This window comes from Cyanobium gracile UHCC 0281, from assembly GCF_034931305.1.
Taxonomy (GTDB): Bacteria; Cyanobacteriota; Cyanobacteriia; order PCC-6307; family Cyanobiaceae; genus Cyanobium; species Cyanobium gracile_A.
This window is the reverse complement of record NZ_JAYGHY010000023.1, coordinates 1-23,187: the sequence shown is the minus strand read 5'-3', so window position 1 is coordinate 23,187 and position 23,187 is coordinate 1. Positions and strand designations below refer to the sequence as shown.

The 23,187-nt window shown below is 68.6% G+C and carries 37 protein-coding genes and 1 tRNA gene; 6 read left to right on the top strand and 32 right to left on the bottom strand.

Annotated features, from left to right (window positions below):
* Positions 1 to 6: 6 nt before the first annotated feature.
* Both VB739_RS08785 and VB739_RS08780 read left to right on the top strand, forming a co-directional pair.
* A complete protein-coding gene (locus VB739_RS08785) occupies positions 7 to 927 on the top strand; it encodes a serine hydrolase (RefSeq protein WP_323356703.1) in 921 nt (306 codons plus the stop codon).
* 35 nt (positions 928 to 962) lie between these two features.
* Entirely contained in the window at positions 963 to 1,619 is a 657-nt protein-coding gene (locus VB739_RS08780; protein WP_323356702.1) for a GAP family protein, read from the top strand.
* A 37-nt stretch (positions 1,620 to 1,656) separates the two neighbouring features.
* Here the strand turns inward: VB739_RS08780 and VB739_RS08775 are convergent.
* Positions 1,657 to 1,745 (bottom strand) — tRNA-Ser (locus VB739_RS08775).
* A gap of 18 nt (positions 1,746 to 1,763) precedes the next feature.
* Positions 1,764 to 2,969: an alanine racemase gene (gene alr / locus VB739_RS08770; protein WP_323356701.1), complete on the bottom strand. Its 1,206-nt coding sequence runs from the start codon at positions 2,967 to 2,969 to the stop codon at positions 1,764 to 1,766.
* A gap of 74 nt (positions 2,970 to 3,043) precedes the next feature.
* On the opposite strand from alr, the gene VB739_RS08765 reads away from it, so the two are divergent.
* Positions 3,044 to 3,544, top strand: coding sequence for an HNH endonuclease (locus VB739_RS08765; RefSeq protein WP_323356700.1), 501 nt, complete (start codon positions 3,044 to 3,046; stop codon positions 3,542 to 3,544).
* 28 nt (positions 3,545 to 3,572) lie between these two features.
* Here VB739_RS08765 and prfA read toward each other — a convergent pair whose 3' ends face one another.
* The 30 genes from prfA to rplC all read right to left on the bottom strand — a co-directional run bounded on the left by prfA (position 3,573) and on the right by rplC (position 20,298).
* The gene (prfA, locus tag VB739_RS08760) at positions 3,573 to 4,688 is read right to left on the bottom strand and encodes a peptide chain release factor 1 (protein ID WP_323356699.1); all 1,116 of its coding nucleotides are present in this window, start codon (positions 4,686 to 4,688) and stop codon (positions 3,573 to 3,575) included.
* Positions 4,689 to 4,809: 121 nt separating this feature from the next.
* Entirely contained in the window at positions 4,810 to 5,109 is a 300-nt protein-coding gene (gene rpmE, locus VB739_RS08755) for a 50S ribosomal protein L31 (RefSeq protein WP_323356698.1), read from the bottom strand.
* Between the two features lie 8 nt (positions 5,110 to 5,117).
* Entirely contained in the window at positions 5,118 to 5,525 is a 408-nt protein-coding gene (gene rpsI, locus VB739_RS08750; protein WP_015109426.1) for a 30S ribosomal protein S9, read from the bottom strand.
* Complete coding sequence (gene rplM / locus VB739_RS08745; RefSeq protein ID WP_216910414.1) at positions 5,522 to 5,974, bottom strand: 50S ribosomal protein L13; 453 nt, start codon at positions 5,972 to 5,974, stop codon at positions 5,522 to 5,524. Before rplM ends, rpsI begins: the two co-directional genes overlap by 4 nt.
* A 148-nt stretch (positions 5,975 to 6,122) precedes the next feature.
* Complete coding sequence (gene truA / locus VB739_RS08740) at positions 6,123 to 6,968, bottom strand: tRNA pseudouridine(38-40) synthase TruA (protein ID WP_323356714.1); 846 nt, start codon at positions 6,966 to 6,968, stop codon at positions 6,123 to 6,125.
* Complete coding sequence (gene rplQ, locus VB739_RS08735) at positions 6,965 to 7,315, bottom strand: 50S ribosomal protein L17 (protein ID WP_015109423.1); 351 nt, start codon at positions 7,313 to 7,315, stop codon at positions 6,965 to 6,967. Before rplQ ends, truA begins: the two co-directional genes overlap by 4 nt.
* A gap of 46 nt (positions 7,316 to 7,361) precedes the next feature.
* Positions 7,362 to 8,300, bottom strand: a complete 939-nt coding sequence (locus VB739_RS08730) for a DNA-directed RNA polymerase subunit alpha (RefSeq protein WP_216910418.1) — start codon at positions 8,298 to 8,300, stop codon at positions 7,362 to 7,364.
* 82 nt (positions 8,301 to 8,382) lie between these two features.
* Positions 8,383 to 8,775: a 30S ribosomal protein S11 gene (gene rpsK, locus VB739_RS08725; RefSeq protein WP_094586009.1), complete on the bottom strand. Its 393-nt coding sequence runs from the start codon at positions 8,773 to 8,775 to the stop codon at positions 8,383 to 8,385.
* A 171-nt stretch (positions 8,776 to 8,946) separates the two neighbouring features.
* A complete protein-coding gene (gene rpsM / locus VB739_RS08720) occupies positions 8,947 to 9,312 on the bottom strand; it encodes a 30S ribosomal protein S13 (RefSeq protein ID WP_094586010.1) in 366 nt (121 codons plus the stop codon).
* A gap of 66 nt (positions 9,313 to 9,378) precedes the next feature.
* The gene (gene rpmJ / locus VB739_RS08715) at positions 9,379 to 9,492 is read right to left on the bottom strand and encodes a 50S ribosomal protein L36 (protein WP_006173336.1); all 114 of its coding nucleotides are present in this window, start codon (positions 9,490 to 9,492) and stop codon (positions 9,379 to 9,381) included.
* A 43-nt stretch (positions 9,493 to 9,535) separates the two neighbouring features.
* Positions 9,536 to 10,087 (bottom strand): adenylate kinase, encoded by a 552-nt coding sequence (locus VB739_RS08710; RefSeq protein WP_323356697.1) that lies wholly within the window; start codon positions 10,085 to 10,087, stop codon positions 9,536 to 9,538.
* Between the two features lie 25 nt (positions 10,088 to 10,112).
* The gene (gene secY / locus VB739_RS08705) at positions 10,113 to 11,432 is read right to left on the bottom strand and encodes a preprotein translocase subunit SecY (RefSeq protein ID WP_323356696.1); all 1,320 of its coding nucleotides are present in this window, start codon (positions 11,430 to 11,432) and stop codon (positions 10,113 to 10,115) included.
* A gap of 108 nt (positions 11,433 to 11,540) precedes the next feature.
* Positions 11,541 to 11,996, bottom strand: coding sequence for a 50S ribosomal protein L15 (gene rplO / locus VB739_RS08700; RefSeq protein WP_216910421.1), 456 nt, complete (start codon positions 11,994 to 11,996; stop codon positions 11,541 to 11,543).
* Positions 11,997 to 12,004: 8 nt separating this feature from the next.
* A complete protein-coding gene (gene rpsE / locus VB739_RS08695) occupies positions 12,005 to 12,673 on the bottom strand; it encodes a 30S ribosomal protein S5 (RefSeq protein ID WP_323356695.1) in 669 nt (222 codons plus the stop codon).
* 14 nt (positions 12,674 to 12,687) lie between these two features.
* Positions 12,688 to 13,053 carry a 50S ribosomal protein L18 gene (gene rplR, locus VB739_RS08690; RefSeq protein ID WP_323356694.1) on the bottom strand — a complete coding sequence of 122 codons (366 nt, stop codon included), beginning with the start codon at positions 13,051 to 13,053 and terminating at the stop codon, positions 12,688 to 12,690.
* A gap of 32 nt (positions 13,054 to 13,085) precedes the next feature.
* Positions 13,086 to 13,625, bottom strand: coding sequence for a 50S ribosomal protein L6 (rplF, locus tag VB739_RS08685; protein WP_323356693.1), 540 nt, complete (start codon positions 13,623 to 13,625; stop codon positions 13,086 to 13,088).
* 16 nt (positions 13,626 to 13,641) lie between these two features.
* Complete coding sequence (gene rpsH, locus VB739_RS08680) at positions 13,642 to 14,043, bottom strand: 30S ribosomal protein S8 (RefSeq protein WP_216910427.1); 402 nt, start codon at positions 14,041 to 14,043, stop codon at positions 13,642 to 13,644.
* Positions 14,044 to 14,063: 20 nt separating this feature from the next.
* On the bottom strand, positions 14,064 to 14,603 hold the full coding sequence (rplE, locus tag VB739_RS08675; protein ID WP_015109412.1) for a 50S ribosomal protein L5: 540 nt from the start codon (positions 14,601 to 14,603) through the stop codon (positions 14,064 to 14,066).
* A gap of 110 nt (positions 14,604 to 14,713) precedes the next feature.
* Complete coding sequence (rplX, locus tag VB739_RS08670; RefSeq protein WP_323356692.1) at positions 14,714 to 15,070, bottom strand: 50S ribosomal protein L24; 357 nt, start codon at positions 15,068 to 15,070, stop codon at positions 14,714 to 14,716.
* A gap of 1 nt (position 15,071) precedes the next feature.
* On the bottom strand, positions 15,072 to 15,437 hold the full coding sequence (gene rplN / locus VB739_RS08665; RefSeq protein WP_323356691.1) for a 50S ribosomal protein L14: 366 nt from the start codon (positions 15,435 to 15,437) through the stop codon (positions 15,072 to 15,074).
* Between the two features lie 10 nt (positions 15,438 to 15,447).
* Entirely contained in the window at positions 15,448 to 15,699 is a 252-nt protein-coding gene (rpsQ, locus tag VB739_RS08660; protein ID WP_015109409.1) for a 30S ribosomal protein S17, read from the bottom strand.
* A gap of 17 nt (positions 15,700 to 15,716) precedes the next feature.
* Positions 15,717 to 15,929 (bottom strand): 50S ribosomal protein L29, encoded by a 213-nt coding sequence (rpmC, locus tag VB739_RS08655; protein WP_254965012.1) that lies wholly within the window; start codon positions 15,927 to 15,929, stop codon positions 15,717 to 15,719.
* Between the two features lie 2 nt (positions 15,930 to 15,931).
* Positions 15,932 to 16,390, bottom strand: coding sequence for a 50S ribosomal protein L16 (gene rplP, locus VB739_RS08650; RefSeq protein ID WP_323356690.1), 459 nt, complete (start codon positions 16,388 to 16,390; stop codon positions 15,932 to 15,934).
* Between the two features lie 16 nt (positions 16,391 to 16,406).
* A complete protein-coding gene (gene rpsC / locus VB739_RS08645) occupies positions 16,407 to 17,135 on the bottom strand; it encodes a 30S ribosomal protein S3 (RefSeq protein ID WP_015109406.1) in 729 nt (242 codons plus the stop codon).
* A 19-nt stretch (positions 17,136 to 17,154) separates the two neighbouring features.
* On the bottom strand, positions 17,155 to 17,514 hold the full coding sequence (rplV, locus tag VB739_RS08640; RefSeq protein WP_259723514.1) for a 50S ribosomal protein L22: 360 nt from the start codon (positions 17,512 to 17,514) through the stop codon (positions 17,155 to 17,157).
* Between the two features lie 4 nt (positions 17,515 to 17,518).
* Positions 17,519 to 17,794 carry a 30S ribosomal protein S19 gene (gene rpsS / locus VB739_RS08635; protein WP_015109404.1) on the bottom strand — a complete coding sequence of 92 codons (276 nt, stop codon included), beginning with the start codon at positions 17,792 to 17,794 and terminating at the stop codon, positions 17,519 to 17,521.
* A 35-nt stretch (positions 17,795 to 17,829) separates the two neighbouring features.
* Positions 17,830 to 18,693 carry a 50S ribosomal protein L2 gene (rplB, locus tag VB739_RS08630; RefSeq protein WP_323356689.1) on the bottom strand — a complete coding sequence of 288 codons (864 nt, stop codon included), beginning with the start codon at positions 18,691 to 18,693 and terminating at the stop codon, positions 17,830 to 17,832.
* Positions 18,694 to 18,708: 15 nt separating this feature from the next.
* The gene (locus tag VB739_RS08625; RefSeq protein ID WP_094586023.1) at positions 18,709 to 19,011 is read right to left on the bottom strand and encodes a 50S ribosomal protein L23; all 303 of its coding nucleotides are present in this window, start codon (positions 19,009 to 19,011) and stop codon (positions 18,709 to 18,711) included.
* Positions 19,004 to 19,639 (bottom strand): 50S ribosomal protein L4, encoded by a 636-nt coding sequence (gene rplD, locus VB739_RS08620; RefSeq protein WP_323356688.1) that lies wholly within the window; start codon positions 19,637 to 19,639, stop codon positions 19,004 to 19,006. The genes VB739_RS08625 and rplD overlap by 8 nt, the downstream gene beginning before the upstream one ends.
* 11 nt (positions 19,640 to 19,650) lie before the next feature.
* Positions 19,651 to 20,298 carry a 50S ribosomal protein L3 gene (rplC, locus tag VB739_RS08615; protein WP_323356687.1) on the bottom strand — a complete coding sequence of 216 codons (648 nt, stop codon included), beginning with the start codon at positions 20,296 to 20,298 and terminating at the stop codon, positions 19,651 to 19,653.
* A gap of 414 nt (positions 20,299 to 20,712) precedes the next feature.
* Between rplC and VB739_RS08610 the strand changes: the two genes are divergently transcribed.
* The 3 genes from VB739_RS08610 to VB739_RS08600 form a co-directional block, all read left to right on the top strand.
* On the top strand, positions 20,713 to 21,174 hold the full coding sequence (locus VB739_RS08610; protein WP_323356713.1) for an NAD(P)H-quinone oxidoreductase subunit N: 462 nt from the start codon (positions 20,713 to 20,715) through the stop codon (positions 21,172 to 21,174).
* A 48-nt stretch (positions 21,175 to 21,222) separates the two neighbouring features.
* Complete coding sequence (locus VB739_RS08605) at positions 21,223 to 22,473, top strand: sodium:proton antiporter (RefSeq protein WP_323356686.1); 1,251 nt, start codon at positions 21,223 to 21,225, stop codon at positions 22,471 to 22,473.
* Positions 22,474 to 22,526: 53 nt separating this feature from the next.
* A partial coding sequence (locus tag VB739_RS08600; protein ID WP_416233314.1) for an LdpA C-terminal domain-containing domain occupies positions 22,527 to 23,187 on the top strand: 661 nt, incomplete at its 3' end.

Sequence of the window (23,187 nt, the reverse complement as noted above, 5' to 3'; positions counted from 1 at the left end):
TCGCTGATGGCGTTCTACAGCCCGGATCAGGCCATGGGCCAGACCCTGCGCCAGCTCATTGGCCATCTGGAGGCGGAGGGGCGCCCGGGGCTGGGGGAGCAGCTTTCGATCACCTGGCTCCGTTACGGGGCTTCCCTGGTGGGCGCCGCCGAGGGCCTGGGCCAGGAGGCCTTCTGGGGCCAGGCCGTGACCGGTGCCGGTTGGGAGGGGGAGAGGCCGCGTTACCCCGCCAGCGTGGTGAAGCTGGTGTATCTGGTGGCCGCCGAAGCCTGGCTGCAACGCCAGCTGATCGAGGAGGGGCCGGAGCTGCGCCGGGCCCTGGCCGACATGGTGCGCGACTCCGGCAACGACGCCACCAGCCTGGTGGTGGATCTGCTCACCGGCACCACCAGCGGCCCGTCCCTGCCCCCCGGACGGGCAGCGGCCTGGTGCCGCCAGCGCCAGGTGGTCAACGACTGGCTGGCGCGCCTCGGCTGGAGCGAGGTGGTAGGGGTGAACGCCTGCCAGAAAACCTGGGCGGAGGGCCCCTATGGCCGGGAGCGGGACTTCTACGGCTCCCAGCTGGAGAACCGCAACCGCCTCAGCACCGATTTCACGGCTCGCCTGCTGCACGCAGTGATGGCCGGAGCCGCGGTGTCCCCGCCGGCCTGCCGCCGCATGATGGCGCTGCTGCGACGCTCGCTGGATCCCCAGGAGCGGGCCGCCGATCCCGAGAACCAGGTGGATGGCTTCCTCGGGGCCGGCCTGCCCGATGGGGCCCGGCTGTGGAGCAAGGCCGGCTGGATGAGCCAGGCCCGCCATGACGCCGCCTACGTGGAGGTGGAGGGCAAGGCCCCGATGCTGCTGGTGGTGTTCAGTGAGGGACGGGCCCGGGCCGCCGATGCCACCCTGCTGCCGGCCATTGCCGCCGCCCTGCTGGACGCCTGAGCCTGCCTACGATCGGCCCTCGCGCTCAGGCCCCCTTGACCGCCCCGCCGTTCGACGTGTTGCCGCTCGCCCTCGGGGCGGCGGTGAGCCCGTTGCTGCTGGTGGGACAGTTGCGCACCCTCACCACCCCGGGATCCGGCGTGAAGCTGAGCTGGGCCTATGCCGCCGGCAATGCCCTGGTGGTGGCTGGCTGGGCGGCGGTGGGACTGGGGTCGGGGGGATCCCTGCCGGACCGCCCCGCGGCCGGCGCCGATCCGGTGTCCGCCGGTGTCCATCTGGTCCTGGCGGCCGTGCTGCTCGCCATCGGCTTCCGGTCGCTGCACCGCGATGGCGGCACGCTGTCCCCTGCTCCCGCCCCCGCCGGGGCCTCCCTGGCCCGCTCCTTCACCCTGGGAGTGGCCCTGATGGCGGGGAACCTCACGTCCCTGGTGCTCTACCTGCCGGCCCTGCAGGACCTGGCCCGTTCCGACCTGGCGACCGGCCCCCTGGCGGCCCTCGTGGTGCTGGTGAGCCTGATCACCCTGGCGCCCTCCCTGCTGCCCCCCGTGTTGCTCGTGCTCACGGGGGCCTGGGGGCGGGCGCGTCTCCAATGGCTCTGCCACTGGACCCTGGCCCACCAGGGCCAGATCAATTCGGGCCTCTGCTTTGTGTTCGCGGCCTATCTCGGCCGGAGCGGCCTCGCCAGGCTCTGAGCGGACCTGGCGTGGACGGCCCTGGAAGGGCCTGAAACGGAGAGGGAGGGATTCGAACCCTCGACAGAAGTTGCCCTCTGTAACTCCTTAGCAGGGAGCCGCTTTCAACCACTCAGCCACCTCTCCAGTGGCCACGAGAGCTTATCAGGGCTCGGTCGCGGCCTCGGACTCCGGGGGCACGGCCAGGCGCGGCAGGCGGTGCTTGAAGCCGCAGAGGATCTCCCAGGGGATCGTGCCGCAGCGCTCGCTCCAGTCGAGGGGGCTGATGCTTTCCCCCCCCTGGTCGCCCAGCAGGGTGACCAGGCTGCCCACTTCGATCCGGGGGGCCTCGGTGGCGTCAATCACCAGCTGGTCCATGGTGATGGCGCCCACCTGGGGCAGGCGCCGGCCGTCGAAGAGCACGTCCATGCGGTTGGAGAGCTGGCGGGGCACCCCGTCGGCGTAACCGATCGACACCACCGCCAGGAGGCTGGGCCGGCTGGTGCGGAAGCGGTGGCCGTAGCTGACGCCGACCCCCGCCCCCACTTGGCGCAGCAGGGTGACGCGGGCGTGGATCTGCAGGGCTGGCCGCAGGGACACCACGCCGGCCAGGTGGGGCGCCGGCGGCTGGCCGTAGAGGGCCAGGCCGACCCGGACCAGGTCGAAATGCTGCCGGTGCCCCCGCAGGGTGCCGGCGGAGTTGGCAAGGTGCCGGCAGCCGGCCGTCAGCCCCTGTTCGTTCAGGCTGGAGAGGACGCTCTCGAAGCGCCGTTGCTGCAGGTCGCTGAGGCCGTCGTCTTCCTCCGGGGCGGCATCGGCGCAGGCCAGATGGGAATAGATCCCCGCCAGGTCGAGGGCTTCCATGCCCCGCAGGGCCGCCACCAGCCTGGGGCCTTCCTGCCAGTCGGCGCCGAGGCGGGCCATGCCGGTGTCCAGCTTGAGCTGGACGGCCATCGTGCGGCCGCTGCCGCTGGCCAGGTTCTGGCAGAGCAGGGCCTCCCGCATGCTGCTGAGCGTCGGCATCAGCTGCCAGCGCAGGCAGCTGCGCAGCTCCTCCGGCTGGGTGAGGTTGCCCAGCACCAGCACCGGGGAGGAGATGCCGGCGCGACGCAGCTGCACCCCTTCCGCCAGGGTGGCGACGCCGAAACAGGCCGCCCCCGCCTCCAGGACGGCCCGGGCCACCGGCAGGGCTCCGTGGCCGTAGGCGTCGGCCTTGACCACGGCCATCAGCTGGGTCGCCGGTCCGATGTGGCGTTGCAGGGCGCGAACGTTGGCCTGGATGGCCGCGGTATTCACCTCCACCCAGGCTCGCTGCCGCGACTGCCGGGTCTCCTCCGTCGCGCTGGTGGGGGCGAGCGAGGCGCTGGTCATGGACGCCGGTGCAGGGGGTGGACCATGGAATTCATGGGAATCCCGTTAGCATGCCGCGTATCCAGCGGACTGGAATGGGCCACGTACTCGTTCTGAATGCGTCCTACGAACCGCTGAACATCACCACCTGGCGCCGGGCCATGGTGATGCTGCTCAAGGGGAAAGCCGAAGGGTTGGAGCACGACCCTGAAAAGACGATTCGCCCCGACCATTTCCTGCCCACGGTGATCCGGCTGCGTCAGTTCGTGCGGGTGCCCTACAAGCCGCTCCCGCTCACGCGCCGCAACGTCTTCCACCGCGATGGCCACGCCTGCCAGTACTGCGGCTTCAGTGGCGAGCCGCTCTCCATCGACCACGTCGTGCCCCGCAGCCGGGGCGGCACCGACGTCTGGGAGAACGTCACCACCGCCTGCCTGCCCTGCAACGTGCGCAAGGGCAACCGCACACCGAGGGAGGCGGGCATGCCCCTGGCCCGGGAGCCCCGCCGGCCCCTGGGCAGCCTGAGCTTCGAGGCCAACCGGCGCATTCGCTCCGGCCAGCATCAGGAGTGGGCCAAGTACGTCATCGGCGCCTGATCCGCCCCCCGCGCTCATCCACCGAGGCTCATCCACCGGTGCCGGTGGCCTCGAGGGCAAGCGCCTCAAGACCCTGGCGCTGCTCCTCGGCAATGCAGGCGCCGATCAGGTCCTCGATCTGGCCGGCCAGCACGGGCTCGAGGGAGAAGTTGCGTCCCAGCCGATGGTCGGTCACCCGGTTGTCCTTGGCGTTGTAGGTGCGGATCTTCTCGCTGCGGTCGCCGCTGCCCACCTGGGCACGGCGCACGGAGCGCTCCTCGGCATTCGCTTCCGCCAGCTGGCGCTCGTAGAGCTTGGCCCGCAGGATCTCCATCGCCCGCTCCCGGTTCTGCATCTGGGAGCGCTCCTGGGTGCAGAACACCCGGATGCCGGTGGGTTTGTGCAGCAGGTCGACAGCTGTTTCCACCTTGTTGACGTTCTGGCCGCCGGCGCCGCCCGAGCGGGCCGTGCTGATGTCCAGATCCCCTGGATCGATCTGCACCTCCACCGGATCGGCCTCGGGCATCACCGCCACGGTGGCGGTGGAGGTGTGCACCCGGCCCTGGGATTCGGTGGCCGGGACCCGTTGCACGCGGTGCACGCCCGCCTCGAACTTCAGCTGGCTGTAGACCCCATCGCCGCGGATGGCGAGGATCAGTTCCTTGTAGCCGCCCAGGTCGGCCTCTGAAGCGCTGACGGGCTGAACCTGCCAGCCCTGGCTCTGGGCATAGCGTTCGTACATGCGGGCCAGGTCGCCCGCCCAGAGGCTGGCCTCGTCGCCGCCGGCACCGGCACGGATCTCCAGCATGACGCTGCGCTCGTCGCGGGGATCCGAGGGCAACAGGCTGAGGGTGAGCCGTTCGTTGAGGGCGGTGATCAGGACCTCCAGGCTGATCAGCTCCTCGGCGGCCATGGTCACCAGCTCCTCGGCGGCGGGATCATCACGGTGGGCCTTCAGCAGGGAGCGGGCCTCGTCGCGCTCCTGCTCCAGCTTGCGCAGGCGTTGGTAATCGTTGACCAGGGGCTCCAACCGCGCCCGCTCCCGGGCGATCGCCTGCAGGCGGGCCGGATCGGAGGCCACCGCCGGGTCGGCCAGCTGGCGCTCCAGGGTCTGGAAGGTGCGGCAGGCGGTGTCCAGCCGGGATTGCAGCAGCTCGGAATCCATGGGCGGCACCCAAAACGGAAAAAGCCGGGTGCTGGAGGCACCCGGCCGGGGAACAACCGGGCCGAATCAGCTGTCCGATTCGGGCGGCCGGTGTGAGTCTGAGGATCTCAGGCTGACGGAGTCAGGCTTCGGTGGCTGCCGGGGTCTCGGCGTCGACGGCGGCGGGCGCCTCGGCAGGCTTGGCGGCCTTCTTGGCACCCGAGGCGGAATCGGTGCTGCCCATGCCGTACTTGCGCATGAAGCGATCCACCCGGCCTTCGGTGTCGAGGATCTTCTGGGTGCCCGTGTAGAAGGGGTGGTTGCCGCTCCACACGTCGACGGTGAGTTCGGGATGGGTGGAGCCGGTGGTCATGACCACCTCCCCGTTGCAGATCACCTTGGCGTCCGGATACCAGGTGGGATGAATGTCGGCTTTCGGCATGACGGAAATCAGCGCTTGGAGAACTGGGGAGCTTTGCGGGCTTTCTTGAGGCCGTACTTGCGGCGCTCCTTGGCCCGGGGGTCGCGGCTCAGGTGGCCTTCAATCTTGAGCGGCTTGCGGTTGTCAGGCGACAGATCGCAGAGGGCGCGGGCCGCGCCCTGCTTGATGGCATCAGCCTGGCCGGTGAGGCCACCGCCGCGCACGTTGACCAGCAGGTCGTACTGGGCTTCCAGGCCGAGCGTCTGCAGAGGGGCCTTCACTGCCGCCAGGTAGACGGGGTTGTAGTTGAGGTAGTTGTCGCCGGGGCGGCCATTGATGGTGACGCTGCCGCTGCCGGGGACGACCCGCACACGGGCGACGGCGGTCTTGCGACGGCCGGTGCCCCAGTAGACGACGCGGTTGGAGGTGCTGGTCATTGGGCGGCGGTGGCGGGATCGAGGGCGAGGGGCTGGGGCTGCTGGGCGGCGTGGGGATGCTCGGCGCCCTTGTAGACCTTCAGCTTGCGGAACAGCTGGCGGCCAAGGGCGTTGTGGGGAAGCATGCCCTTGATCGCCTTCTCGATGATGCGCTCCGGCAGACGGGCCTGGAGATGCTCGAAGGTTTCGGTCTTCATGCCGCCGGGACGGCCGGAATGGCGCCGGTAAATCTTCTGGGTGGCCTTGTTGCCGCTGACGCGCACCTTGTCGGCGTTGATGACCACCACGAAATCACCGGTGTCGAGGTGAGGCGTGAAGGTGGGCTTGTTCTTGCCGCGCAGCACCTGGGCCACTTCACTGGCGAGACGGCCGAGGGTCTGGTCCGCTGCGTCAACCAGGTACCACTGGCGCTCAAGCGAATCGATGGAGGGTGGGGTTGTCTTGTTCATCGCGCCGGCGGGCCGGTTTGGGGTGAGCCCATCGCAGCCGGATGGGTCGGGACAGGGAGATTCGACCCTACCGTGTCGCCGGATCCGGCGAATTTCGGCGAGACGCTTTCTGTGTGGGACCACCGGACGGGGCACCCTGCAGAGCTGCTCAACCGATCGGAACGCCGATGAACGGATCGGCGGGAGGATCGCGCGATTCCAACAGAAATCGCGGTTGACAATCATACCAGGCGGCCTCAGGGAAGATGTCCGTCGGGTAGCCCACCCGCAGCAGGCAAAGGCCCTGGGGTGGGGCGGCCTCCTTGACCGCATGGCGGGCGCCGCTGCGCCAGCGGTGCAGGAACTCCTCGGCCTCAAGGCGGCCCTCCCCCACGGCCACCAGCTGGCCCATCAGCAGGCGCACCATTCCGTATAGAAAGCCGCTGGCCTGCACTTCGGCGACCAGCAGATCTCCCTGGCGATCGATGTGCACCTCCTGAACGGTGGTGCGGGCATGGGCGCGGCGGCTGCCCGCCCGCTGGAAGGCGGAGAAGTCGTGTTCCCCCTGCAGAGCCTCCAGACAGCGGGCCATGCGGGCCTCGTCGAGGCGCCACTGGTAGCGATGCCAGCTCCAGGGGGCCAGGAACAGGTTGGGGGTGCGGCCGTTGAAGATCGTGTAGCGGTAGCGCCGGTAGGTGGCGGTGAAGCAGGCGTGCCAGTCGGAGGCGACCTCGGCGGCGGCCCTCACCCGGATCGTGGGCGGCAGGCGGCCGTTGAGGGCTTTCGCCCAACGGGACACAGGGATGGGGCCAGAGGCATCGAAATGCACCACCTGGGCCGCGGCATGGACGCCGCTGTCGGTGCGACCCGCGGCCACCGTCTGGGCGGGCCGGTGCGGATCGAGCGCAGCGATCGCCCCTTCCAGGGTTTCCTGAACGCTGCTGTGGCTGGCCTGACGCTGCCAGCCGTGGAACGAGGAGCCCTCGTACTGCAGCGAAAGGGCGATCCTTTTCAGACCAGCTCGATGATGGCCATCTCGGCGTTGTCGCCACGGCGGCGCACCGTACGGATGATGCGGGTGTAGCCACCCTGGCGATCGCCGTAGCGGTCCTGGGCCTTGTCGAACAGGGCGTGAACGAGCTGCTTGTCGTAGATGTAGCCGATGGCGCGGCGGCGGGCGGCGAGGGTGCCGTCCTTGGCCAGGGTGATCATGCGCTCGGCTTCGTCACGCAGGGCCTTGGCCCTGGCCTTGGTGGTGGTGACGCGGCCTTCACGGATGAGCTGGGTGGTCAGACCACGCAGCATGGCTTTGCGTTGGTCGGCGGGGCGTCCCAGCAGGGGGACTCGGCACTGGTGTCGCATGGTGGGGACGGGGCGGGTGGCGTAACGGGGAAGGGGTAACCGCCTTTCAGCCGCTGGTGCGGCTCTGGGGCAGGGAGATGCCGATCCTCTCGAGGGCCTCGATCACCTCGTCGGCGGACTTGGATCCGAAGTTCTTGATCTCCAGGAGGTCTTCGTAGCTGAAGCCCATGAGGTCGGAGACGGAGTTGACCTGGGCGCGCTTCAGGCAGTTGTAGGCGCGGACGGAGAGGTTCAGCTCCTCCAGGGGGATCTGGGCCTCGGCCGAAGGCTCGGGTTCCAGGCCGGGCTCCTCGGTCATGGTGAGGGTGGCCAGGGGCTGGAACAGCTCCATCAGCTGGTTGGCCGCCTGGGCCATGGCGTCGTCAGGGGTGACGCTGCCGTTGGTCTCGATCTCGATGCGCAGGCGCTCGTGGGCCGAGCCTCCTTCGCCGACCGCGGTTTCATCGACGGTGTAGTTGACCCGACGGACAGGCATGAAGACCGCGTCGATCTGGAGCAGGTCGATGGCGGCGGTGTCCTCGTTGTGGCGATCCACCGGCCGGTAGCCGATGCCGCGCTCCACATGGACCTCCATCTCCAGGCTGTGGCCCTCGGCCACGGTGGCGATCTCCCGATCGCCGTCGATGACCTGCACCTGGGGGGAGAACTGAAGATCCGAAGCGGTGACCCGGGCCGGGCCGTTGACCATCAGGCGGCCGATCTCGAGATCACGGCTGCGGCTGTTGACGGGAACCGACTTGCAGTTGAGCAGGATGTCGAGCACGTCCTCGCGCACACCGGGCACCGTGGCGTATTCGTGGTTGACCCCGGAGAGACGCACCGCCGTGATGGCGCTTCCTTCGAGACCACCGATCAACACGCGCCGCAGGGCGTTGCCGAGGGTGGTCGCCTGGCCCCGATCCAGGGGGCCGATCAGGAAGACGCCCGTCTGGGAACGGTCGTCGGCGACCTGGTGCTCGACCCGATCGATCTGGTAGTGCAACACGGTCTGAGGAGGTGAGAAAGGGAAGGTGGCCGCAACAGCGGCCCTGGGGTGTCGGCTGAGAGGCCGGAGGAGTCCGTACGGCTCAGACCCGGCGGCGCTTGGCCCGGCGGCAACCGTTATGGGGCAGGGGGGTGACGTCGCGGATCAGGGTGATCTCGAGACCGGCCACCTGCAGGGCCCGGATGGCGGTTTCGCGTCCGGAGCCGGGACCGCGCACCAGCACTTCGATCTGGCGCATGCCCTGCTCGAGGGCCCGGCGGGCGGCCGCTTCGGCGGCGGTCTGGGCGGCGAAGGGGGTGCCCTTGCGGGCTCCCTTGAAGCCGCTGGCGCCGGCCGACGACCAGCTCACCACTTCACCGGCGGTATCGGTGATGGAGACGATCGTGTTGTTGAAGGTGCTCTGGATGTGCGCGACCCCGTTGGGCACATTGCGCTTGGCCTTCTTGGGGCCTGTCTTCTTGGCTGGTTTGGCCATGGCGGTGGCCCTGCTGGAGCAGGGAGGTGATCAAAGGACTGGGGGGAAGCCCCGGTGACGACCTCCGGGAGAGGAGGGCGGCGGGACTGGGGCCCGGTGGCTGCCGCGAGGGGCCACCGGCCGGGGAATGGGGCAGGCAAGGAATGGGGAACGGGCCCGGAGGCCCGGACCTCACTTCTTCTTGCCGGCCACGGTCTTGCGGGCGCCGCGGCGGGTGCGGGCGTTGGTGCGGGTGCGCTGACCGCGCACGGGCAGGCCCATGCGATGGCGGCGACCCCGCAGGCAGCCGATGTCCTGCAGGCGCTTGAGGGCCATGCCCTCTTCACGGCGCAGGTCGCCCTCGAGGACGAAGGAATCGGCGGCGCCGCGCAGCTTCTGCACGTCGCCATCACTGAGGTCCTTCACCCGGATGTCGGGGCTGACCCCCGATTTGGCGAGAATCTTGCGGGCCCTGGTGAGCCCGATCCCGTACACGTAAGTGAGTGAGATCTCAACCCTCTTGTCACGAGGGATATCGACACCGGCGATCCGAGCCACGTCAGGAAACGATCAGAGGGCAATGGGGGTGGCGGCCGAAGGCGGCCGCCGTGAAAGCGTGGGGGGTCAACCCTGACGCTGCTTGTGCTTCGGGTTGGTGCAGATCACCATGACCCTGCCGTGGCGACGGATCACCCGGCATTTGTCGCACATTTTCTTGACTGAGGCACGCACCTTCATGGGCGTTGTGCTCTCCGAATTTGCAAACAGCTACCTTATCACATCAGTCAACAAGGGCGGCGACGACCCTTTCTCCGATCTCCGCCACCGTGCCGGAGGCCTCCACGCTGTGGAGCAGGCCCAGGTTGCGGTAGTGGTCGATCAGGGGGGCGGTCTGCTCCTGGTACACCACCAGGCGGTTGCGGATCACCGCTTCGTTGTCGTCGGCCCGGCCGCGGGAGAGCAGGCGCTGGATCAGCACCCCGTCCTCCAGCTCCAGCAGCAGCACCCGTTCGATGCGCTGGTCAAGCTCGGCCAGCAGGCCGTCGAGGGCCTCGGCCTGGGCCAGGTTGCGGGGGAACCCATCCAGCAGCCAGCCCCCCTGGTGGCTTTCCAGACGGTGGCGCACGATCGCCAGCACCAGGGCATCGCTGACCAGCTCGCCGCGGGCCATCACCGCTTCCGCCTCCTGGCCCAGGGCGCTGCCGGCCTTGACCTCCGCCCGCAACAGCTCGCCGGTGGAGAGATGCAGCAGCTGGTGGCGTTCGGCCAGGAGTTCGGCCTGGGTGCCCTTGCCGGCGCCGGGGGGGCCAAGGAAGAGGAGTCGCTGTTTCATGGGAGAGAAGACGGGGGAAAGGGGCCTACTGCCGGACCAGCCCTTCGTAGCGCTGGGAGATCACGTAGGTCTGCACCTGCTTGGCGGTGTCAATGGCCACGCCCACCAGGATCAGCAGGGAAGTGGCCCCCAGGCCCTGGAAAGTGCGCACCTGGGTGGCACCTTCCACGGCCGAGGGAATGATCGCGATGGCGCCCAGGAACAGGCCCCCCAGCAGGGTGAGCCGGTTGGACACCCCCGAGAGGTAGTCGGCAGTAGCAGAGCCGGGACGCACGCCGGGGATGGCGACGCCGGAGCGCTTCAGGTTGGTGGCGATGTCCACCGGGTTGACGGTCAGGGAGGCGTAGAAGAAGGCGAAGCCGCAGATCAGGGCGAAATAGACCACGGCATAGACCCAGGGGGTGCTGCTGGTGGGGTTGAGGTAGCCCGCCACCCGGATCAGCCAGGGGCTCTTGGTGAGGTTGGCGATGGTGAGTGGCAGGAAGACCACCGCCGAGGCGAAGATGATCGGCATCACGCCGCCGGCGTTGAGCTTCAGGGGCAGGTAGCTCTGGCGGGACGCCAGGGTGCTGGCGCCGCCCACCTGGCGCTTGGCGCTCACGATCGGGATGCGGCGGCTCCCTTCCTGCAGGAAGATGATCCCCACGATCGTCACCAGGAAGACGAGCACCAGCACGACGATGCCACCCACCGTGGCCCGGTCACCGCTCTGGGCCAGCTGAATGGTGGAGCCCAGGGCCTTGGGCAGGGTGGCCACGATGTTGATGAAGATCACCAGGGAGGCCCCCTGGCCGATGCCCCGTTCGGTGATCACTTCACTGATCCACATCACCACCATCGAACCGGTGACCAGGGCCAGGCTCGTCTGGACGACGAACAGCCAGTCAGGCAGGCCCGGCAGGGCGTACTGGCGCAGGATCAGGGCAAAGACGATGCTTTGCAGGATGCCCCAGCCCAGGGCCACGTAGCGGGTGATCTGGGCCAGCTTGCGCCGGCCGGCCTCGCCTTCGTTCTTCTGCAGCTCCTCGAGCTGGGGCAGGGCCGCCGTCATCAGCTGGATGATGATCGAGGCATTGATGAAGGGCAGGATGCCCAGGGCGAACACGCCCAGGGTGGACAGGCCGCCGCCGGTGAAGATGTCCAGGAAGCCGATCAGCTGGCCCCCCTGGCGGATGAAGTCCTGGAAGGCGACCCGGTCGATGCCGGGCACCGGGATGTAGATGCCGAGTCGCACCAGCAGCAGCAGGCCCAGGGTGGTGAGCACCCGATCCCTCAGGCCCTTCGACTGGACCAGCTGGACGAGGATTTCAGCGGCGCTCGGATTGCGCCCCCTGCTGAGGAGCATGGTGATGACGGGAGTGGGGGGAACGGGTCGATACGACCGGAGCCGCCTGCCGCAGCACAAGGCTACGGGCAGACGGCTCCGGGCTGGAGGCAGGGCAACGGCCCGGGCTCAGTCGATGATCTCGCAGCTGCCGCCGGCGGCTTCGATCTTGGCGCGGGCGGAAGCGGTGAAGGCGGCGGCCTGGACCGTCAGTTTCACCGTGAGTTCGCCGTTGCCGAGCACCTTGAGCGGGTAGCGGGGGCTGGTGACCAGGCCCGCCTGCTCCAGGGAGTCGAGGCTGACGGTGCTGCCCGCCTTCAGCTCACCCAGCCGTGACACGTTGATCACGGTGTAGTGGGTGGGGTTGATGACCGGGAAGTGCTTGAGCTTCGGGATCCGGCGGTAGAGGGGCATCTGGCCACCCTCGAAGCCGGGGCGGGTGGGGCTGCCGGAGCGGGACTTCTGGCCGCGCATGCCGAAGCCGCAGCTGGCGCCCTGGCCGGCGGCGATGCCGCGACCCTTGCGCAGCTTGCGCTTGCGGGACCCCTTCTGGGGCTGGAGGTTGTTGAGTGAGAAGGACGTCATGGCGGGCCTCAGGAGTAAATCTGCTCGAGGGAGATGCCCCGCTCCTTGGCGGTCTCCTTGTGGGTGCGCAGGCCTTCGAGGGCCTGCATGGCGGCGCGGGCGTTGTTGAGCGGGGTCTTGGAGCCCAGCCGCTTCGCCAGCACGTTCTTGATGCCGGCCAGTTCGAGCACGGTGCGGATCGAACCGCCCGCGATCACCCCGGTACCGGGGGCAGCCGGCCGGATCAGCACGCTGGCGGCACCGTCGCGGCCGTTGCTGAGGGTGGGGATCGAGCTGGTGCGGGTGAGGGGCACCTTGACCAGATGCTTCTTGCCGTCGGCCACGCCCTTGCGGACAGCGCCGATGACATCGCCGGCTTTGCCGACACCCACGCCCACCTGGCCGCGCTCGTTACCGACAACGACGATGGCCCGGAAGCTCATCTTCTTGCCGCCCTTGACGGTCTTGGAGACACGGCGGATCTGCACCACCCGCTCCTGCCATTCGGAATCACGTTCCTGGCCGCGACGGTTGTCACGGCCGCGGCCGCCGCCGCCCCGGCGGTCGCCCTTGGCATCGCCACGGCCACCGCCGCCGCCGCCGCCCCGGCGCTGCTCCTGCTGGCCTTCAGCAGCGGCGGGGATGTCGGAGGCCGCAGGCACGGCGCCGGTCTGGATCTGGTCGTTGGTTTCGGTCATGGTGAGAGCAGGGATCAGAACTGAAGGCCCGCTTCCCGGGCGGCGTCAGCAAGGGCCTTGACCCTGCCGTGGTACAGGTTGCCGCCGCGATCGAAGACCACCTGCTGGATGCCCTTGGCGAGGGCGCGCTGGGCGACGAGCTGGCCCACCGCGACGGAAGCGTCACAGGTGGCGCTGGCCTGGACGCTGGTGCGCAGGTCCTTGTCGAGGGTGGACGCGGCGCAGAGGGTGCTCTGGGCGTCGTCGTCGATGACCTGGGCGTAGATGTGATTGTTGGAGCGGAACACGGCCAGCCTGGGACGGGCGGCGGTGCCGGAGAGCAGACGACGCAGGCGGCGGTGACGCTTCTGGGTCTGCTGTTTGCGGGAGAGGGTAGACATGGGGGATCAGACGGATGACGCTCGAGCAGACCTCATTTCTTGCCGGTCTTGCCGGCCTTGCGCAGAATCCGCTCACCTTCGTACTTGATGCCCTTGCCCTTGTAGGGCTCGGGGGGACGAATGCCGCGGATCTTGGCCGCCTCGTTGCCCACCAGCTCCTTGTCGGGGCCGGAGACGAAGACCGAGGTGTTGTTCTCGACCGAGAAGGTGACCCCTTCAGGGGGAACCATCTCCACAGGGTGGCTGTAGCCGGCGCTGACCACGAGCTTGCGCCCCTGGACCTGGGCGCGGTAGCCGACGCCGACGATCTCGAGCTTGCGGGTGAAGCCCTGGCTGACCCCTTCCACCATGTTGGCGACGAGGGTGCGGCTGAGGCCGTGGCGCTCACGGGAGCGACGGTGGGTGCTGGTGGGGCTCACCACCACCATGCCGCCGTCCTGGCTGACGCTGACGCCCTCCGGGAGAACGCGGCTGAGTTCCCCTTTGGGACCCTTCACGGTGACCGCCAGGCCATTGAGGCTGACGGTGACCTTGTCGGGAATGGGGATCGGGGCTTTACCGATACGAGACATGGAACAACTCCTGGGATCAGTAGACGTAGCAGAGCACTTCGCCGCCGACGCCCTGCTTGCGGGCATCACGGTCGCTCATCACACCCCGGGAGGTGGAGATGATCGCCACGCCGAGGCCGCCCAGCACTTTGGGCAGCTGGCGGGTGTTCTTGTAGATGCGCAGGCCGGGCTTGCTCACCCGCTGCACGGAGCGGATGGTGGGCTGGCGGTGTTTGCCGCTGTATTTCAGCTCAAGCACCAGCTGGCGCTGCACGCCTTCGCCTTCTTCGGCGATGGCGGCGATGAAGCCTTCCTGCTGCAGCACGTTGGCGATGCTGCGGGAAAGCCGTGAGGCGGGAATCCTGGTGCGCTCGTGGCGCTTTTCACTCGCGTTGCGAAGGCGAGTGAGCATGTCTGAGATCGGGTCGTGGTTGGCCATGGTCGTGTCCGGGAGGGGGCTCAGGTATTGCGGAACGGCATTCCCATTTCGCGGAGGAGGGCCCGGCCCTCTTCGTCGTTACGGGCGTTGGTCACGATCGTGACGTCCATCCCCCGGATGGCATCGATCTTGTCGAAGGAGATCTCGGGGAAGATGATCTGCTCCCGGATCCCCAGGGTGTAGTTGCCCCGGCCGTCGAAGCTCTTGGGGCTGACGCCGCGGAAGTCGCGGATGCGTGGCAGCGCCAGGTGGATGAGACGCTCCAGGAAGGCATACATCCGCTCGCCCCGCAGGGTGACGGCCACGCCGATCGGCATGCCCTGGCGGATCTTGAAGCCGGCGATGGCCTTTTTGGCGCGGGTCACCACCACCTTCTGACCGGTGATGGTCGCCAGTTCGGTGATCGAGGCCTCGAGGGCCTTGGCGTTCTGGGCGGCTTCACCGAGGCCCCGGTTGACGGTGACCTTGACCACCTTGGGAACCTCGTGGACGTTGGAGAGGTTGAGATCCTTCAGCAGCTTGGGCTGGATCGTCTCCCGGTAGCGCTGTTTGAGTGACATGACGGGGGGATGGGGGGGCGCTTCTGGACGTGGTCAGAAGGCGGACGGGGGAGGGGAGCAGGGAAGCGGAGCGGGGGGGGCGTCGCGGGGTGTGACGCGGTGGGGGGCGGTCAGTCGAGCACCTCCCCGGTCTTCTTGAGGCGGCGCTTCTTGCTGCCGTCGTCCTGGACGACGATCTCCACCCGGCTGGCGACCTTGTTGGCGGTGGAGTACAGCATCACGTTGGAGGCGTGCAGGGACGCTTCCTCGGTGACGATGCGGCCCGTCTCGCCTTCCTGGGTGGGTTTGACGTGGCGGGTGCGCAGGTTGATGCCCTGCACCACGACACGGTTCTCGTTGGGCAGGGTGCGCAGCACCTCGCCGGTCTTGCCCCGGTCCTTGCCGGCGATCACCTGGACGGTGTCACCTTTGCGGATGCGCATCTTGATGCGCTGGACGGGCCTGGCTTTGGGGGTTGCGGCGGCCATGTCAGATCACCTCCGGGGCGAGGGACACGATCTTGGTGAAGTTGCGCTCGCGCAGCTCCCGGGCGACCGGGCCGAAGACGCGGGTGCCCTTGGGGTTGTTGTCGCTCCCGAGGATCACGGCGGCGTTGTCGTCGAAGCGGATGGCGTTGCCGGTGTCGCGGCGCAGCGTGGCCCGGGTGCGCACCACCACGGCCTTGACCACATCCGATTTCTTGACGCCCATGTTGGGCATCGCGTCCTTGACGGCGGCGACGATCACATCACCCACGTGGGCGTAGCGACGGTTGGTGCCGAGCACCCGGATGCACTGGATGCGCTTGGCGCCGCTGTTGTCAGCGACGTTGAGGAAGGTTTCCTGCTGAATCATGGGGGGTTCCTCAGCCGGCGCTGGTGGTGGAGAGAACTTCGGCCACGGCCCAACGTTTGGTGCGGCTGAGGGGACGGGTCTCGGTGATGCGGACCCGGTCACCCACGCGGCAGCTGTTGGCTTCGTCGTGGGCTTTGTAGCGGGTGGTGCGGCGGACGGTCTTCTGATAGATGGGGTGAGGGAAGCGGTTTTCCACCGCCACCACCACCGTTTTGTCCATCTTGTCGCTGACGACGGTGCCGACCCTTTCCTTGAGTGCCATGGGGATCGAGGGGGGAATCAGGAGGCGACGGTGGAGCGTTGACGCTCCTCCTGCACCGTCAGCAGGTGGGCCAGCTTGATGCGGGCCTCCTTGAAGCGGTGCGGGTGCTCCAGACGGCGGGTGGCCTGCTGGAAGCGGAGGTCGAACAGTTCGCGGCGGACGCCGTCGATCTGTTCGCCGATCTGGGCGTCGCTGAGCGAACGCACATCGGTGATGGTGGGACGGGCCATGGTCAGGACTCGACGGCGAGGGCGGGTTCGGGGGCGGCTGCCACCTGATCGGCCAGGGCGAGGAACTTCGTCTTGACCGGCAGTTTGTACTGGGCCAGACGCATGGCTTCCTTGGCGATTTCGGGCGTGATCTCGGGGCCACCCATCTCGAAGAGAATGCGGCCCGGCTTGATCACGGCCACCCAGAATTCCGGGTTGCCCTTACCGGAACCCATGCGGGTTTCGGCAGGCCGCATGGTGACGGGTTTGTCGGGGAAGATCCGGATCCAGATCTTGCCCCCCCGCTTGACGTAGCGGGTCATGGCACGGCGGCTGGCCTCGATCTGACGGGAGGTGATCCACCCGCACTCCTGGGCCTGCAGGGCGAAATCGCCGAAGGCGATCGTGTTGCCGCGCGTGGCGGTGCCGCGCATGCGGCCTCGCTGCTGTTTTCGGAACTTGACGCGTTTTGGACTCAGCATGGTTCAGGCCTCCTGATCACTCCTCGTTGGAGCGGTCTTCGAACTGTTGCGGCCGGCGGTTGGCGCGGCGTTTCGGTGCTCCACCCACGGGCAGCTGGTCTTGCTGACCGGGAAGCACCTCCCCTTTGAACACCCAGACCTTGATGCCCAGGACCCCATAGGTGGTGGTGGCCACCTTGGTGGCGTAGTCGATGTCGGCGCGGAGCGTGTGCAGGGGCACGCGACCCTCGCGGGTCCACTCCGTCCGGGCGATTTCGGCGCCGTTGAGGCGGCCGCTCACCTGGAGCTTCAGACCCAGCACACCGGCCCGTTGGGCGCGTTGCACCGCCATGCGCATGACGCGCCGGAAGGCCACCCGCTTCTCCAGCTGCTGGGCGATGTACTCGGCCAGCAGAAAGGCGTCGGCGTCGACCCGCTCCACCTCGACCACGTTGATGCGCACCTGACGGTGGGCGTCGCCGAGGGTCTTCTGGATGCCTGTGCGCAGCTCCTCGATGCCACTGCCCTGGCGGCCCACGAGAACGCCCGGACGGGCGGTCTTGAGTTCCACTTCGAGCTGGTCGGCCTTACGGGCGATCAGCACGTCGCTGATGCCGGCGGCGGCGTACTTCTTGTTGATGAACGACCGGATCCGGTCGTCCTCCTGAAGGAGGACGGGATAGGTCTTGCTTGGGGCGTACCAGCGGGAGCGGTGATCCTGGGTGATCCCCAGGCGCAGGCCGGTTGGATGGATCTTGTGTCCCATCGGGCGGTGTCCTCGGGGGTCAGGCGGTGGGCGCTGCCACAGCAATGCTGATGTGGCAGGTCTGTTTCTTGATGGCGAAGGCGCGGCCCTGGGCTCGGGGCCGGAACCGCTTCAGGGAGGGTCCCATGTCGGCGGTGGCCTGGCTGATGACCAGGGTCGCCGGATCGAGGCCGAGGTTGTGCTCGGCATTGGCGACCGCGGAGCGGAGCACCTTGGTGATCGGGCCGGTGGAGCGGTAGGGCATGAACTCGAGCATGATCAGGGCGTCGCGGTAGGTGCGACCCCGGATCTGATCGAGAACCCGGCGAACCTTCGACACGGAACCGCGGATGAAGCGGCCGTGTGCCAGGGCCTGGGTGTCGGGTGTGGTGGTTGCCATCGGATCAGCGGCCTCCCTTCTTGTCTTTGATGTGACCGCGGAATGTGCGGGTTGGGGCGAATTCGCCCAGCTTGTGGCCCACCATCTGCTCCGTCACGTAGACGGGCACGTGGGCCTTGCCGTTGTGAACGGCAATCGTGTGGCCGATCATCATCGGCAGGATGGTGGAGGCCCGTGACCAGGTCTTGATCACGGTCTTGTCGTCGGCAGCGTTCTGCTTCTCGACCTTGCGAAGCAGGTGGTCGGCGACGAACGGGCCTTTTTTGAGTGAGCGTCCCATGGCGGATCAGGCGAACAGCAGAGCGGTGTGGGTCATCAGGAGTCGCGTCCGCCACGGCTCCGTTTGGAGGTGCGGCGTCGTTTCCGCAGCACGAACCGGTTGCTCGGCTTGTTGCGTTTGCGGGTCTTGAGGCCCAGGGCAGGTTTGCCCCAGGGCGTGACAGGACCGGAGCGGCCGATCGGTGCCCGGCCTTCGCCGCCCCCGTGGGGGTGGTCGCAGGGGTTCATCACGCTGCCGCGCACTTGCGGACGGCGGCCCAGCCAGCGCTTGCGGCCGGCCTTGCCCAGGCTGGTGTTGCGCTGTTCGGCGTTGCCCACCTCACCGAGGGTGGCGTAGCACTCCCGGCGCACCAGCCGCACCTCGGTGGAGGGCAGCTTGAGGGCGACGTAGTCGCCTTCCTTGGCCATCACCTGGGCGCTGGCCCCGGCGGTGCGCACCATCTGGCCGCCGCGACCGGCGTAGAGCTCGACGTTGTGCACGCTCGAACCCAGGGGGATGGCCGAAAGGGGAAGGGCGTTGCCGTTCTCAATCGGGGCATCCGGACCAGAGATGACGCTCTGGCCCACGGCCACGTTGGCGGGAGCCAGGATGTAGCGCTTCTCGCCGTCGGTGTAATAGAGCAGCGCCAGACGGGCGTTGCGGTGCGGGTCGTAGTGGATCGCGGCCACTTTGGCGCTCACCCCGTGCTTATCGCGACGGAAGTCGACGATGCGGTAGAGGCGCTTGTGGCCACCGCCGCGGTGGCGGCAGGTGATCACGCCGCGGTTGTTGCGGCCCTTGTGGCGGTGCTTGGACACCACCAGGCCCCGTTCCCGGTTCTTGCCCGTGATGTCGCTGAAGTCGGTGACGACCAGCGTGCGGGTGCCGGGAGTGTTGGGTCTGTACTTACGGATTGCCATGACGTTTCAGATCCCTCAGGACTCAGGGAACAACTGGATGGCGTTGCCTTCGGCAAGGCGCACCACCGCTTTCTTCACCTGGGCGCGTTTGCCGGCGAAGCGACCCACCCGACGGGAGCGGCGGGGGGGATTCATGGTGCTGACGCCGACGACCTTGACGTCGAACAGATGCTCGACGGCCGCCTTGATGTCGGGCTTGGCGGCCCGATGGTCCACCTCGAAGGTGTACTGGTTGATCTCGATGGCCCGGGTGGCCTTCTCGGTGATCAGCGGGCGACGGATCACATCCGCCAGCCGGCCTGCAAAACGCTCAGACATCGCCGTAGACCTCCTGAATCTTCGCCAGTGCCTCTTCGCTGAGCACCAGCTTGTTGGCATGGAGCAGATCGAACACGTTGAGCTGATCAGCGGCGATCAGCTTCACCTTTTCGAGGTTGCGCACCGAGCGGGTCACCGCCTCGGAAGCGCCATCGAGGATCAGCAGCACCTTGTCGCCGGCCTCGATGCCGAAGCGGGACAGGGCGGCGGTGATCTCCTTGGTTTTGGGGGTGTCGAGCCCGGCCCCGAAGCCCTTCACCACGGTGATGTCCGCGACGCGGCTCATCAGGGCGGTGCGCAGGGCCAGGCGACGCTCCTTGCGGTTCATCGCCACCTCATAGCTGCGCGGCTTGGGTCCGAAGATCACGCCACCGCCGGGCCGCAGGGGGGTGCGGATCGAGCCCTGGCGGGCCCGGCCGGTGCCTTTCTGCTTGTAGGGCTTGCGGCCGCCACCGGCCACTTCGGCCCGGGTGAGGGTGCTGGCGGTGCCCTGACGGGCATGGGCCAGCTGGCGCACCACGGCCCTGTGCAGCAGGCCGTTGGCGGATGTTTCCTTGGCGACCTTGAGGTCGAGGGGAGCCTTGCCGCTCTCCTTGCCTTGCCAGTCGCGGATCACACAGTCAGTCATGGGTGTTCTCCTCAGTTCGCTGCGGGGAAGCCCACCCGCCGGGCCGGGCGGATGTCGAGCAGGGCGCCGGGCTTGCCGGGAACCGAGCCCTTCACGACGAGCAGATTGCGTTCCGCATCCACCTTGAGGATGGTGAGTCCGCGGGTGGTGATCTGCTTGCCGCCGTAACGGCCGGCCATCCGCTTGCCCGGATACACCCGACCGGGGGTGGTGCCGGCACCGATGGAGCCTGGCTCGCGGTGGTTCTTGGAGCCGTGGCTCATGGGGCCGCGGCTGAAGCCGTGGCGCTTCTGCAAGCCTGAGAAGCCGCGACCGATCGTGTCGCCGCTGACGTCAACCTTCTGGCCGGGGCTGAAGTCACCGACGGTGACGGGGGCCCCCAGTTCGAGACCGTCGATGGCCTCCAGCCGGTACTCCTTGAGGTGCCGCAGGGGCGCCTCGCCGGATTTGGCCAGGTGGCCCTTGGCGGGCTTGTTGACGAGCTTCTCGCGGGTTTCGCCGAAGCCGAGCTGCACCGCGGTGTAACCGTCGGTGGCTTCGCTCTTGAGTTGGGTGATGCGGCAGGGACCCGCTTCGATCAAGGTGACCGGAATGGATTTGCCTTCTTCGTCGAAGAACTGGGACATACCCAGCTTCTTCCCGAGAATGCCGATGGACATGGGAGGGAGAACAACACCAGCTGGACGGCCGCGGCGTGCCGCCATGGATTGAGGGCCAAGGCCCGAAATCCGTGGAGGACCCGCTGGGCGGCGGGGGGCTGAATTCGTGGAATCGCAGATTGACCCGAGGGTCAGGGGCTAGCGAGGCGAATCAGCGGGCTGGGACTTGCCGGAAGCGGTGAGGCCTCGGGCAGTATCCCGACGGTCACGGCAACGACGATGCGTTGCAGGAGTCGTACGGGCCAGGAAGGGTTCGTCACCACTGACGGACCCCGTGCTGTTCTCTGGAGGCCCGGCTAGCGGACGGGCACAGATCATCAGCACAAGAATCAACAGTACCCCATGGTGTGCACCACCACCCCCGGGCCCCTCACCGGCTGCCAGACTCAGCCGGCGATTCGTCTGCCGCTCCCGATGCCTCTGCTGATGACCGGCCGTGGTTTCCGCACCGAGTTGGAGCGCTGCGGTGCCCTCGCCCTGTTCGTTCCCCTGGAGGGCGGCGCCGAAACGCGCCTGCTGCGGCGGCTGCGGGCGGCCGGCTACCGGGCCCACCTCACCTCCGCCCGCGGGCTCGGGGATCCGGAGGCCTATCTCCTTCAACTGCATGGCATCCGTCCGCCCCACCTGGGCCACCACTGCGTCGGTCGGGCGGCGGCCGTGGGCGAGGTGCAACGGGTGATGCCCCTGCTGGGCCCCCAGCTGGCCGGCGACGGGCCGGTGCTGCTGTGGCTGCTGGAGGGCCAGGTGCTCAGCAGCTCTGAGCTCGCCGCCCTGTGCGACCTCTGCCGCCGCGAACCGCGGCTGAAGCTGGTGGTGGAGATGGGCGGCGCCCGCGCCCTGCGCTGGCAGCCCCTGGAACAGCTCGTTCCTGCCTGAGCCGGGTCCACCCCATAGCCTGGGCCGGTCCCGCGGACTCCATGGGCGTTGAGTGAGCGGCTGGCACTGATCTGGGGTTCGGCCTTCTTCGCCGGCTCCCTCGCCCAGGCGACGGCCTGGGTCTCCGGCCAGCCCGCGGTGGTGCTGCTGCTCGGGATAGGCCTGCTGGCGGGCCATGCCGGCTTCGACATCGTCCATCCCGAGAACCTCGGCGCCGGCCTGGAGCCGTTGGTGGGCCTGCTGGTGAGCCTGGTGCTCTTCGATGGCGGGCTCAACCTGCGCCTGGCCGGCCGCGACCTGCAGCGTTCTGTGCTGCAGCTGGTGCTGGTGCGCCTGGTGCTGGGGCTGCCCGTGGCTGCCCTGCTGGCCCATGCCCTGGCGGGTCTGCCCTGGTCGCTGTCGCTGGTTTATGGCGCGATTGCCCTGGCCACCGGCCCCACGGTGGTGACGCCGATGGTGCGCCAGCTGCGGCTGGCCCCGAAGCTGGGCCAGTTGCTGGAGGCCGAAGGGCTGATCCTCGAACCGATCAGCGCCGTCCTCGGCCTGGTGCTGCTCCAGGTGACCCTGGGCGACCTGGGCGGCTGGCAGGAGGTGGCCACCCGGCTGCTTCTGCGCCTGGGGGGCGGGGTGGCCCTCGGCGCCCTGGCCGGCCTGCTGCTCTCGGAGGCCCTGCGCCGCCTGGGCACCGTGGCGGCGGCCAGGGGCGGGGAGGGGCAGACCGCGCCCAATGGCCTCGAGTTGCAACTGACCCTGGGGGTGCTCTTCCTGATGTTCAGCGGCTGTGAGGCGCTGCTGCCGCAATCGGGCCTGCCGGCCGCCGTGAGTGCCGGGGTGGTGGTGGGGCTGCGCCTCGATGCGGCCGCCACCCAGCTCGATGAGCTGATCCGCCAGCTGGCCATGCTGGCCATCACCGTGCTGTTCCCCCTGCTGGCGGCCGATGTCTCCTGGGCGGAACTGAGTCCGCTGGGCCTGGGTGGCGTGGGTTGCGTCGTGGCCCTGATGCTGGTGCGCTGGCCGCTGATCCAGCTCACGGGCCTGGGGCTGCCCAGCCTCGACTGGAAGGAGAAGGCGCTGCTCAGCTGGATCGCTCCTCGCGGCATCGTCACTGCGGCGGTGGTGAGCCTCTTCGCCCTTGAACTCGACCGGGCCGAGGTGCCCGGCGGCGGCGCCCTCAAGGGGCTGGTGTTCCTGACGATCCTGATGACCGTGGGCCTGCAGGGGTTCACGGCCCCCTGGCTGGTGAGCCGCCTGGGGCTCGCCCAGCCCGAGGCGACGCCGGAGCTGCCCCAGGCCGGCTGAGCTCCCTGCTGGTGGCAGGATCGGCCCACCCCGTTGCGCACCCCATGGCGGCCATGGCCCGGGACCCGGAGCAGGCCCTGGCCCGCGGCTGCTGGGTGAAGCTGATCGGCGGGGCCAGCAACCAGGATCTGGCCGCGATCGAGGATCTGGCCGGCATTCATGCCCTGGCCGGGGTGCACTGCATCGATGTGGCGGCCGATCCGGCCGTGGTGGCCGCCACCCGGCGCGGCCTGGCCTGGGCGGAGTCCCATGGCGCAGCGCGCCCCTGGCTGATGGTCAGCCTCAGCGATGGTCTCGACCCCCATTTCCGCAAGGCCTGGTTCGATCCGCAGCGTTGTCCGCCGTCCTGTCCGAGGCCCTGCGAGCGGGTCTGCCCCGCCCTGGCCATCGACGCGCGGGGGGTGCTGGAGCAGCGCTGCTACGGCTGCGGCCGCTGCCTGCCTGCCTGCCCCCTGGGGCTGATCGAGGAGCGCAGCCAGGTGCTGGAGCCGGACGCCGTGGCGGCCCTGCTGGCTCAGCTGGCCCCGGACGCGGTGGAGTTGCACACCCGGCCCGGACGCCTGGAGGCCTTCGCCGAACGGGTGCGGCAGCTGGCCGCCAGCGGCGTGGCCCTGCGCCGGGTGGCGGTGAGTGCCGGTCTGGAGGGGGGCGCCACGGCCGAAGGGCTGGCGGCGGAGCTGTGGCAGCGGTTCCGCCTGCTGCGCGGGGCCGGTT